A 12,619-nucleotide genomic window follows, 5' to 3' on the forward strand; every position below is an offset into this window, starting at 1 on the left:
AAAAAAACCTGCATAATATTGCAGGTTTTTTTGTATTAAATATGCGAAGGATAATGATTTAATACAAACCATGTTATTTTATAAATTTAATAAGTTTTAAGACATTTTTCATGAATTCATCAAACGTTGAAAATTGATTGTTTCGTTGATTGTACCATTTACGGACAGTTTCTAATAACCAAGAAGGTACACTTTTTCCATCAATTAGATGATAATATTCGAAATAAGCTTTTCTTAAATGCTCCCATCTAAAATCATTTCCCGGTTTAGTATATTCAGAAACATCTAGGATTTTAGCACGATCATTTTGTAGGATAATATTTTTTAAATGAATATCACGTGGATTTAATCCTTTATTAATTGCATAAGTCCTAGCATCCTCAACGTCAAGAATTACTTGCTCAGGGATTTGCACCCCTTGTAGGAGACAGTCATATAGCGTCAACCCTTCTTCGTAACTTAACACAAGGTAGTTTTCAGTTGAAGCAAAGCATTTGGAGAAATAAGGTGATTCTCCAAGTTTGTGATAGACCTTTTCTTCTATTTGAACTTTATCTAGCTTCGCACTTGCATACACTTTAAATGCATATGACGGAATCGCAACGGATTGAAAAACTGCCGCATCAGTTCCAACTCCGATACATCGTAAATCATCAGGGCTGCCACTAATTGATACTGGTTCGTTGTTGCGGTTTGATGTAACAGATATATTAGATAAGGATTTAGCTGCAAGGACCCAGTCGTTATTCATAAATTCCTCCTAACCTCATGTTATAGTCCGATTAAATAATGGCTACAGTTTTCCTTAATTAAACATACTAAAAAACTTATCTGTTATGTGTAATTATTGTTTCACAAATAGCCGAATCCACAATAACCCGTGGTTCGGCTTTGGTTTGCTTAGTCAACTTATAGTAGTAGTTTACTTCATTCTAAAAAAAGATCCACATGAATTTTAGCTTAATTATAGAAAATCTTTTTTGTACAAAAGACGCTTGAGGCAGTATTCCTTACTTTATCCACTTTATGATGTCTTTACGATCTTTTCTCGTTTTAGGACGTGGTTCATTTTCACGATAACCAAAGGCGACCATTACGGAAATATCTAGATGTCCATTCTCTAGAAGACCTTCTTCCTCTAAAAGTGTATGAACAGATTCATAATGAAACCCTTCGATTGGACATGAATCAATTCCAATTTGCGCTGCAGCTGTCATCATATTACCTAAAGCAATATATGTTTGTTTCCCAGCCCAGTCTAACATCGTTCGGTCGTTATCGAGTAAGTTTAAGTCATTTTCTTGGAAATCTTTATATCTTGTGTTTATAACGGTTTCAAGCATATCCTCTGGCATGCCTTTCACTTCTGTCATGTGTTGTGTAATATATGCTGAATCATATTTCGTATCCTTGATCGTTCTAGCTAATATAAGAACAAAGTGACTGGCTGTTAGCAGCTGCCCTTGTGCCCCCCACGTTATTGCTTTTAATTTTTCTCTTAGCTCTTGATTTTGAACAACGACAAACTTCCAAGGCTCAAGGCCAATTGAGCTTGGTGAGAGTCGTGCGGTTTCTAATATAAAATCAAAGTCCTCATCTGAGATTTTTTTTGTAGGATCAAACTTTTTCGTTGCATGACGGAAATGGAACGCTTCAAGAATTTCCCGTTTTTTCTTTATATAATCTATCATCTAATATTCGGCTCCTTTATTACACACCAGGGAACCATCCAGGTGTGTTTATTATCACATTCCATAATGGATCAGGAATATCTAAACGTTTTTGTCCTTCCTTATCTAAAGTTGTTTCAATATCGTATTCTAAGCCTTGTTCGACTTTCTGGACCCAATCTGGCTCAATAATTAATTCTCGTCCTAAAGCAATTAAGGGAGTGCCGCTTTGTTGGACTTTAACAGCGTCGTCCGCGGTTTGGATGGAGCCAACACCGATTATAGGCATACGGCCTTGAACTTTTTTATTTATTAAGTCGATTCTACTATGTTCTCCATCTATCGCCTTGCAGTAGACCAGAAATCCATTAAGGATACGTGCAGATAATCTATCGGTTGATTTGCTAATGCATCGACTAATTCAAGTGTATCTGCCATAGTAATCCCTGGTGTTTCTGGTTCCTCTGGTGAGAAACGATATCCAACAATAAAGGGTTCTTTTGCATATGTGTCCACAACTTTTTTAACCTCATCAACGATTGCCAGTGGAAAGGCTAATCGCTTTTGTAAACTTCCACCCCACTCATCTTCTCGTCGATTTGAATGAGGTGAGAAGAATTGATGAATTAAGTAACCATTAGCTCCATGTATTTCAACTCCATCAAAACCGGCTTCGATTGCACGTCGTGTCGTCTCACCGAAATCTTTAATAATGGTCCGAATTTCTTCACCTTTCAACGCACGAGGAATATGTGCATTTGGCTGTTCAGCTGGTACTGCACTTGCACTAACGATATCACCATTTGGAACTAGCTCTGGAGGACACATTCTTCCTCCATGGAAAATTTGAAGAATAGCTTTTGCACCTTGTTCTTTAATGGTTGTTGCGAGCTTACATAGCCCGTGAATCATCTGAATCTCCAGCAAATTCGCCTTTAAATCCTTTGCCGTTAGCTGAAACATAAATGCAAGCAGTAATAACCATTCCCGGCCCTTTTGAGCGACGAGCATAATATATAAGCTCATCATCCGAAACGGTTCCATCCGCATTTGACGAAAAATGAGTCATTGGTGCCAGAACAATTCGATTTTTTAATCGAATACCGTTCGAAAAGGTAAACGGTTCAAATAGTGATTGATATTTTTGATTCATGTTAAACCTCCAAGGTAAAATAGATAAGTAATCTGTAATAAAAAAAGATACATTTATGGTATAAATTAAGACCAAAACTTTTTGCGAAATGGTTTGTATGGAAAACGAATACTGTCATCTTAATTTATATAAGTTTATCCTGTCAATTAAAGAGCTTTAGGAAGGGCTGTATCAAACAGTAATGATCCATTCTTCCGCTCTTGTTCTTGCTTTTCTTCCTTTCCAGTGTCGCGGACCAATTGCGCCCAAGGCATCTACCATTGCACGAACATCATTTGCTCTTTCTTTTACTCCTTAGATTTATCTAATTGGAAAATACATACTTTTATAAAATAGAGGTACGCTAAATGGGAATAAATTGTAGGAGGCATAGCACGTGACAAAAGAAAATAAAAGTAACCGAAAGCAAAAAAAAGGTTCTGCAATTGAACAATGGCAGGAAGATCCGTTTCGAAAAGAAGCAATTGAAAAGAACAATATTAAAGATTTTGACCGTGCGTGGGAAGACGACAGACTTTAAATTCATTAGAGCTAAACTATGTTAGAAAAGAAGGAAAGTATGAAAGAAATATTACAGCTAGTAAAAGAAGAGCTTGAACAAACGTTTAATCATCCCAAAGGGGGATGACTTAAGAAATAGCATTGAACAGTTTCAGTCCGCATTGCAACAACAATGATTGAGGATACATCCGTGCATTAACATAGGCTCAACATGCAAAAAGTGAGCATGGACAAGGAGATATCTCATTGTCAGCTGCATTTGGTGAAGTGTGTAATGGTTTGTACGCTAAGAATCCATCATAATTATAACAGCATTGCACTGCACCTCTAATTGTTAGTCTAACAATTAGAGGTGCAGTTTTTTAAGCAAAAAAACAGAAGTCTTTTCTGGACTTCTGTCTCAAAGGTTGTATTAATCATGAAAGTTTGTTCCGTCCGTGACCGCTTTAATCACACCAGCACGAATGACATAATCACCAAAGTGTTCGCCTTCCTCACGCTCTTTAGAATAGCGAGAAAGTAGGGTACGAAGTTCGGTTAAAATCTCAGCTTCGCCAATATTTTCGCGATACATTTTATTTAACCGGCTACCATCAAAGGCGGCACCAAGGTACATGTTGTATTTGCCTGGTGCTTTACCGATAAAACCGATTTCTCCTAGTGTTGGGCGAGCACAGCTGTTTGGACAACCAGTCATTCGAATCGTAATTTCTTTGTCTCTTAAACCATTTTCATCGATAATTTCGTCAATTTTATCAAGTAAAGTTGGTAAATAACGCTCTGCTTCAGCCATAGCTAACCCACATGTTGGCAACGCAACACAAGCAAGTGAACTTCGACGAATAGCAGAATAATGTTTTCCATCAGTTAGATTGTATTGTTCAATCAGTTCATTAATTTTCTTCTTTTTTGAACTTGATACATTAGCGATCACTAGATTTTGATTGGCTGTTAGACGGAAATCGCCCTTATGGATTTTGGCAATTTCACGTAAGCCAGTCATTAATTTATAATCCTCATAATCAGTAATACGACCACCTTGAATAAATAATGTGAAATGCCACTTCCCTTTCACACCTTTTACCCAACCGTAGCGATCACCGTTATGATCAAAATGAAATGATTTCGCTTCATCAAGGCTCCAGCCAAGACGCTGTTCAAGTTCATTTTTCACTGTTTCTACTCCAAGTCGATCAACTGTATATTTGAAACGAGCATTTTTACGTTCAGATCTGTTTCCGTAATCACGTTGGATCGTAATAATTTTTTCAGCAACATCATAAATTTGCTCTGGTTTACAGTAACCAATAACTTTAGCAAGCTGTGGGTATGTTTCTTTATCTCCATGAGACATCCCCATCCCACCACCAATCGCGACATTAAATCCGATTAGCTTGTCGTCTTCTACAATCGCAATAAAACCTAGGTCTTGTGAAAATACGTCAATATCATTTGAAGGTGGTACCGCAACCCCGATTTTAAATTTTCTTGGTAAATAAAGAGGACCATACATAGGTTCGGTTTCTTCTTCTACTTCCGGTGTTCCAGCGACAAGTTCTTCATCGAGCCAAAGCTCATGATAAGCTCTAGTACGAGGTAATAAATCATCACTTAATTGTTTAGACCATTTAAAGACTTCAGCATGAACCTCTGATTGATATGGATTCGGATTACACATTACATTTCGGTTAACATCACCACAAGCAGCAATTGTATCTAAAAGCGATTCATGAATTTCCTGAATGGTTTTCTTCATATTCCATTTCAATATTCCGTGCATTTGAAACGCTTGACGTGTAGTAAGTTTTAACGTGCCATTTCCGTATTTTTGTGCTAAGTCATCCATTACCAGCCACTGTTTAGGCGTAGATACTCCCCCTGGCGTACGAACACGAAGCATAAACTGATAAGCAGGTTCAAGCTTTTGTTTTTGTCGTTCATTACGAAGGTCTCGATCATCCTGTAAGTAGCTCCCGTGGAATTTCATGAGACGGTTGTCATCATCCGAGATACCAGCACTTATCCGATCAATCATTGATTCTTTAAGTGTCCCGCGTAAATAATTACTTTCTCGTTTTATACGTTCTACATCACTCGGCGGGCCTTCCGGTGCTTTTAATCCTTTATTTACCATGAGTAAATAACTCCCTTCAATCAAAAATCAAAATCAATATACATCACGTTGATAACGTTTTTGTTGTTGCATATCAGCAACATAGGCTTCAGCTTTTTCACGATTCATATTGCCTTCTGTTTGAATTATCTCAATTAATGTTTCGTGAACATCATGTGCCATATGTTTTTCATCGCCACATACATAGAAAACAGCGCCTTCTTGAAGCCAATTGAATAATTCGTTACTTTGCTCGCGCATACGGTGCTGAACGTAAACTTTTTCTTCTGTGTCGCGTGAGAACGCAACATCCATTTTTGTTAGGACACCATCTTTAATCCACTTTTGCCACTCAGTTTGGTAAAGGAAATCTGTTACGAAATGCTGGTCTCCGAAGAATAACCATGACTTTCCTTCTGCTCCAATCTCCTCTCGTTCCTGCATAAACGAACGGAAAGGTGCGATTCCTGTTCCTGGACCAACCATAATAATTGGAGTATCGGGGTTTTCTGGAAGCTTGAAATTTTGATTGCTTTGAATAAAGATTGGTAACGTATCCCCTGGTTTGATACGTTCTGCAGTTAAAATGGAACATACACCGTTTCGTTCACGTCCGTGTGCTTCAAAACGGACAGCTCCAATTGTTAAATGGACTTCTTCTGGATTCGCTTCAAGACTACTTGCGATTGAATATAGCCGAGCGGGCATTTTTCTAAGCATGGAGATCAACTCTTGCGCAGTTCCTTTCCATGGTCCAAAATCGTTAATTAAATCAAGCAAGTCTCTTCCATATATATATTCTTTTATTACTTTTTCTCCACTTGATAATAGTTCTTGTAAAGCATCATTTGCCAAACGTTTTGCAGCTTGTTCAAGCAGAGGCTTTGTTAAAACAGTTATTTCAACATTTGATAGTAGAGCTTCTCTTAACGGACGAACATCTCCTTGCTTATTAACGGTAACATTCTCACTAGAATCGAATTTCAACTCGTCTAACAGCCTGTCTACAAGTTCTGGATCGTTTTCAGGATAAATACCTAAACTGTCACCAGGTTTGTAAGTTAGACCTGACCCTTCTAATGATAATTCAAGATGACGCGTCTCTTTATTTGAACCGCGACCGTTTAAGTTGATATTTTCAAGTACCTCGGCTCTAAACGGGTTTGTTCTTGAATAGATAGTCTCACTAGCTGGTTGAGTTACTGCTATCGTAGATGTTGGACTACTTCCACTTTGAGCTTTGCTTAAGCCATTAATGACTCCTTCAAGCCACTCTGCTGCCGGTTCTTCAAAATCAAGGTCACAATCCACTCTTGAGTAAAGACGTGTGCCACCAAGCTCCTCTAAACGTTCGTCAAATTCTTTTCCTGTTTGACAGTAAAATTCATATGAACTATCACCAAGTGCCAACACAGAATACCGAAGCTCATCTAATTTAGGAGCCCGACGACCATGAAGAAATTCATGAAATGATAGAGCGTTATCAGGGGGATCTCCTTCACCGTGTGTACTGACGACAATCAATAAATTTTCAACTTTCTTTAGACTGTTCGGTTTAAAATCGTTCATTGAACTTACAGTGGCATTAAAGCCACGTCCTTCAAGTGTCTTTCCAGCGTTTTCGGCAAGACCTTGGGCATTTCCTGTCTGTGACCCATATAAAATGGTAATGTCTTTTGAGATTGGTTTTGCTTGTTCAACCTGTTCAGTGGGGATTTCTGGTGTTTGCTCTACTCCTGTTGTAGTCACTGGTTGTGATGCAGCAAGATACCCACAAAGCCATACTTTTTGAGATTCTGTTAATGTCGGTAGAAGACGATTTAGGAGATCTACCTGCTCCTGATTGAACGGACTATTCGTAACCTGAAGTTGCAACTTTTCCACCTCGCATTAAAGTGATGTTATTAAAAACATATTTTACTAATTCCTTTATAAGAAAAATGATAATTTAATCGTATCTTCCCATTTGTTATAAGTCAAATTGTTAATTCTTATCGCAATCATATGAAAAAATTATGATTAACTTAATTTAGTCTTTAAAGGTTTTCTAATCAACTTAATCATGGATTAATAAGATATGTTAAATGTAAAATAAAGCAATTAAAAAGGCACAAAAGCGTACAAACGCTTTTGTGCAAAGAACCTATAACAGGTTTTCGATAAAGCGAGTTAATCCTGAAGAAAGCCTAGCTACCGTTACTTTTAACGTTGATACCCTTTTTTCTTTGACGGATGGATGTCTTCGATAGGAACCATCGTTGTTGACTAATAGGCTCCCTTCGTTTATGACAGGGTCAATTTTATCTTTTAATTGACGCGCAAAAGCTTCACTATCAATCACAACCATCACTTCAGTATTTAAATATGCACTTCGCGGGTCTAAATTAAAAGAACCAACTAAGCAAATTCGATGATCGAATATAAAAGTTTTCGTATGGTGCGACTCTGAAGGTCCTTGGAATTCGTATACATCAATCCCTGAATTAACAATTTTTTTCCGGTAACGATTGTAGCCTGAGTAGGCCATTATATTTGGGCTAGCTGCAAGTGAATTTGTAAGCGCTTCGATTTCGTGAGCATTTGTATTCTTTTTGTTTAAATACCTCAACATATTTGATGTCGGAATGATGTAAGGACTTTGGATGAATATGGAGTCCTTTGCCTTTTTCATCAAGTCCGAGATTTCATACCAAATCCACGGTTCTTTATTTAATCGCTCAATTGGATTGTGAATAAACGTTACCTTGTTTGTTGGTAACGAACGTTCCTCCCAATTCAAATCAAGTTGAACCATATTAGGTTGAGAAAGTGGTAATTGTTTAAAATGCTCTCTATATTTATCGAGTACTTTCTCTGCCAATGTTTGTTGCTTGTTTGTTAACGTAGAAATTGGAATATTTGAGAAGGGATGATTCCAAACATAGTCATAATACTTTTTAATTTGAGAAAGAACGCTACCGCCTATTTCGTTCGGAGCTTTATTGATAATGACAACGTCTCGGTCATTTTTCGCTCCATTACAGCCAGGTGGTGCAAAATATTTATCCCCTATGTTACGACCACCAATCATCGCCATTCTATCATCGACAATGATCAACTTATCATGAAGCCTGTTATTCCATTTCCAAGGTCTAAGTATATCGAATGGCTCGTAAAATTTTAACTGGATATTTGGATGATAAGTAAAGGAATAGAGAATCTCTTTCTTCTTTTTCTTTAAGCTATGAAAGATTCCATCCAAATGAATCCGAATCTTTACACCCCTATCTGCAGCGTCTACAACGCTAGCAAGGAATATTTCACTTGTTGTACCAGGATGGATGGAATAATATGAGATATCTAATGTTTTCTGAGCGTTTTCGATCAGGTTAATTCTTGCAATTGCTGACTCATGTCTTTCTTCTACGAGCACAACTCGATCTTGGGAGGGTTTATCTCCATAAAAACGTTGAGAAGTATGTTCATTTTGATAAGAACTCTTTTTATGCTTATGAATTTTGAAAACAATGACGCCAGAGATGAAGGCATAGACGACATATAGACCGATGATAATCGCTGCTATGTAAATAAGAATCATAAAAGCACCTCGTTAGCTAATAGTTAACACCCTCAGTTTGAAAGCTCTTGTTTTTTACTATTCTCTTTAAGGGTGCTTTTTATGAAGGCTATGAGAAAAAAACGACACTAGCCGAGGGCATTGAAGCAATGTGCGGAGCCGTTTCCATCTTTTTAAAAGTCTGCTATAAGGAGGACACTGAAAAACCTTCTTAAGTAACTCAAAGAAGAAGTAATGGCTTCGCACGTTGCACGCCTTGCTACGAAAAAGTCACTCGTAGCAAGGCTTTCAAAATCGGGCAACGGCTACGCACATTACTTAAAGGGACTGAAAAAGGGTGAGTTTCCCTTTTTCATAGCTAGAATTAAGGAATGTCAACCGGTATTGATTCTGTGATGTTTTTCAATTTTCTCAAGTCGGTTCGATATATCCTCTTCAGATAAGTTATGCTCCTCAATAAATCGGTTTCTTGGATGCACACGACATTCATGAGAGCAGCTGCGAAGAAACGTATGTTCATTTTCTTCAGAACAAAGAATTTTTTTGTTGCATTCTGGATTGGCACAATTCACATACCGCTCACAGGGCTCTCCACTAAAATAATCTTTCCCAACAACTACATGCTCCTCTTGATTGATGGGAACACTAATTCTTTCGTCGAACACATAGCATTGACCGTCCCACAGCTTTCCTTTTACTTCAGGATCCTTTCCATATGTGACAATCCCACCATGTAATTGTGCAACATCCTCAAACCCTTCATCTAATAACCAGCCAGAAAACTTCTCGCAGCGAACGCCACCAGTACAATAAGTCAATATTTTCTTTCCTTCTAACTTATCTCGATTGTTGCGAACCCATTTTGGTAACTCGCGAAATGATTCAATATCAGGTCTTATTGCTCCTCTAAAATGTCCCAAATCATATTCGTAATCATTCCTTGCATCAAGGATAACAGTATCCGGAGATTGCATTTGCTCAAAAAATTCTTTTGGACTTAAGTACGTACCTGTTTTTTCCTTTGGATTGATGTCATTCTCTAACCTTAAAGTAACTAACTCTTTTTTGTATCGTACATGAATTTTCTTAAATGCATGTTCTTCTGCCTCATCTTCTTTAAAAACAATATTTGCAAAACGCGGATCTTCTCTAAGTGTTTTTTTATAAGTTTCGGTCTGTTCAACCGTTCCTGAAACGGTCCCATTAATACCTTCATCCGCAATTAAAATTCTTCCTTTTACACCGAGCTCTTGGCAAAATTTCAAATGCTCATGTGCAAATTCTTCAGCATTCTCAATCGGAACATACTTATAATACAGAAGCACTCGATATCGTTGATCTGTCACTTTAATTTACCACCTTTTTATTCATAATCAGGACATACTATTTTGTGTTAGTTTAACCCGTATCCAAACACTTTAAAAATGACGTTCATAACAAAAAAGCAGAAGGCTGTTTTTTCCTTCTGCTAGTGTCCTAATCCAGTTTCACGTTACTTAAACTTGCTCCTTTAGCGAAGAACCGTTTAATATTGTTTTCGACTACGGGATCTGCGATCAAAGGTGGCGCGTGATGAGGTTTTATTCGGGCATCAATGATAACATTATCGCACGCCCAATGCTTATTATCATATTTGCTGTTAACACCATATATATCATGCGAAGGGTTACTACGTGTAAAGGTAGCCCATAAAAAGTTGCTAACCGACTGGCTAATAAACTCACTATCATCACAAAGGATAACCATAGGACAAGAGGGCATCGCACCTTTCATCTGAATCGCATGACTTAGAGCAGTTAATTCCTCTTGAGCTTTTTCATACGTTGAAAAGGCTGGGCCTTGTATCGCAACTACGCCTGGCATTACTACTTGAGGCTGTTTGAACTCTCGTAAGTCTTTGAGGTTATTCGGGCTCTCTCTACATAAATCACGTTTTACATCCCCATACGCAGCAAATACTACCTTGCTGCCTGTATTTAATCCGGTTCCAGAATAGTCTAAAGTATCAATGGTCGTATTTGTTTGAAAATGAAGATCACGACGTAAATCGATTCGTTCTAAAATGTAGCTTAGGAAGTCAACTTCCTTATGTGTACTTAACGGCTTGTCCTCTTCTGCCGTAATAAACAAATATTTAGCAAGACTTAGTTGTCCTGTCCCTAAAATACGATTGGAAATGGTCAAAAGCTCTGCTGGCTGTTTTACCTTTTGATAAGGAGTGTAACGTTCGCTTCCAATCGCAAAAAGTAATGGATGGACGCCAGCCGCATCAACAGCATGAACTTCTTTTACCCCAGGTATTTCTTGCTTAATGGCATCTCCAGTTAATTCATGGATAAGGTCGCCAAAAGCTGTATCCTCCTGTGGAGGACGTCCGACAACTGTAAATGGCCATATCGCATTCTGTTTCGCGTACACCTTATGAACCCTCATAAATGGAAATGGATGAGTAAGACTATAATAGCCTAAATGATCACCGAACGGCCCTTCTGGTTTCGTTTCTCCTGGGTGAATGTCACCAGTAATGACAAAATCGGCATCATGACTAATGCAGTAACCATCAACATTACTATATCGAAAACGTCGCCCAGATAACAATCCAGCAAACGTCATTTCACTAAGCCCTTCTGGTAAAGGCATTACAGCGGCTAACGTATGAGCTGGAGGACCGCCAATAAAGATGCTTACCTTTAATGGTTTGCCTAATTTATTTGCTTTCGCTTGGTGGACACCAATTCCACGGTGTATTTGATAGTGTAAACCAATTTCCTTATTCATTTCATAATCATTACCACTTAACTGCACCCGATACATTCCTAAGTTGGCGTTCATGATTCCAGGTTTTTCAGGATCCTCTGAATAAACTTGTGGTAATGTTACGAAAGCTCCTCCATCATCAGGCCAATGATGAACTAGAGGTAATTCAGAAATTTGTATTTCTTTAAAATCATTTGGGATACCTGATTTTTTCATAGGAAGAGCCTTTGAAGCCGCAACCCCTGTAGTGACATGCTTAAATGGGTTTTTTAAAGCACTCATCGGATCATTTCTTAAACCAATCACCTGTTGGGTTGTTGTTATGGTATTACGAAAAATAAACTTACTTCTTTCTAGGTTTCCGAAAAGGTTTGAAATCGCACGAAATTTTGATCCTTTTATATTTTCAAACAATAATGCAGGTCCACCTGCTGTATGAACCTTCAAATGAATGGCTGCCATTTCAAGGTAAGGGTCAACCTCTTCATGAATACGAACTAACTGTCCATTTTTTTCTAAATCGAGAATACACTGCTCTAAGTTCTGGTACATTGTCATTACTCCTATTTCTATCACTTAGTAAGCTTATTATACAAGTTCTCGCGTCTGATGTCTTGCTTAGCTTATAATAAAAAAGGGCTGTCTCAAAAGCTTAAAGCGTGCAAGGCTGCGCCAAAAGGTTAAAAAACAACCTTTTGGCGCAGCCTCTAGTTGTATTTGTTTTCAATCAATTGCGTTAACGATACACGCTACTAATCTGAGAAGTTTGGCGGATTCCGTTTTGACCATTAATAATCCGATCTCCCCACCATGTTAAGCTATTACCTGAAAAATCATTTGCCATATCCAAATATTCTACTCCTTCTCCA

Annotated in this window: 8 protein-coding genes and 2 pseudogenes; 1 reads left to right on the plus strand and 9 read right to left on the minus strand. The window is 37.9% G+C overall.

The annotated features are described in order from the left end of the window. Window positions 1-73 precede the first annotated feature (73 nt). From B1R93_RS18660 to B1R93_RS23525, 4 genes and pseudogenes are all read right to left on the minus strand, one after another. Window positions 74-751: a serine/threonine protein kinase gene (locus B1R93_RS18660; RefSeq protein WP_088105452.1), complete on the minus strand. Its 678-nt coding sequence runs from the start codon at window positions 749-751 to the stop codon at window positions 74-76. 259 nt (window positions 752-1,010) lie between these two features. After that, window positions 1,011-1,691 (minus strand): NAD(P)H-dependent oxidoreductase, encoded by a 681-nt coding sequence (locus B1R93_RS18665; protein ID WP_088105453.1) that lies wholly within the window; start codon window positions 1,689-1,691, stop codon window positions 1,011-1,013. Between the two features lie 19 nt (window positions 1,692-1,710). Beyond that, window positions 1,711-2,823: pseudogene (locus B1R93_RS18670) on the minus strand (NADH-dependent flavin oxidoreductase). A gap of 183 nt (window positions 2,824-3,006) precedes the next feature. Then, window positions 3,007-3,114, minus strand: a pseudogene (locus B1R93_RS23525) (hypothetical protein); the annotation flags it as partial. 85 nt (window positions 3,115-3,199) lie between these two features. On the opposite strand from B1R93_RS23525, the gene B1R93_RS23110 reads away from it, so the two are divergent. Further along, window positions 3,200-3,343: a hypothetical protein gene (locus B1R93_RS23110; protein WP_165763873.1), complete on the plus strand. Its 144-nt coding sequence runs from the start codon at window positions 3,200-3,202 to the stop codon at window positions 3,341-3,343. A 393-nt stretch (window positions 3,344-3,736) separates the two neighbouring features. On the opposite strand, the gene cysI is transcribed toward B1R93_RS23110, so the two are convergent. The 5 genes from cysI to B1R93_RS18695 form a co-directional block, all read right to left on the minus strand. After that, the gene (gene cysI / locus B1R93_RS18675; protein WP_088105454.1) at window positions 3,737-5,458 is read right to left on the minus strand and encodes an assimilatory sulfite reductase (NADPH) hemoprotein subunit; all 1,722 of its coding nucleotides are present in this window, start codon (window positions 5,456-5,458) and stop codon (window positions 3,737-3,739) included. Window positions 5,459-5,491: 33 nt separating this feature from the next. Continuing rightward, window positions 5,492-7,312: an assimilatory sulfite reductase (NADPH) flavoprotein subunit gene (locus B1R93_RS18680; protein WP_088105455.1), complete on the minus strand. Its 1,821-nt coding sequence runs from the start codon at window positions 7,310-7,312 to the stop codon at window positions 5,492-5,494. Between the two features lie 268 nt (window positions 7,313-7,580). Continuing rightward, on the minus strand, window positions 7,581-9,014 hold the full coding sequence (locus B1R93_RS18685; protein WP_088105456.1) for a phospholipase D-like domain-containing protein: 1,434 nt from the start codon (window positions 9,012-9,014) through the stop codon (window positions 7,581-7,583). Between the two features lie 353 nt (window positions 9,015-9,367). Continuing rightward, entirely contained in the window at window positions 9,368-10,339 is a 972-nt protein-coding gene (gene trhO / locus B1R93_RS18690; protein WP_088105457.1) for an oxygen-dependent tRNA uridine(34) hydroxylase TrhO, read from the minus strand. Between the two features lie 130 nt (window positions 10,340-10,469). Next, a complete protein-coding gene (locus B1R93_RS18695) occupies window positions 10,470-12,302 on the minus strand; it encodes a UbiD family decarboxylase (RefSeq protein ID WP_088105458.1) in 1,833 nt (610 codons plus the stop codon). Window positions 12,303-12,619: the final 317 nt, after the last annotated feature.

This window comes from Halalkalibacter urbisdiaboli (assembly GCF_002156385.1).
Lineage (GTDB): Bacteria > Bacillota > Bacilli > Bacillales > Bacillaceae_D > Halalkalibacter_A > Halalkalibacter_A urbisdiaboli.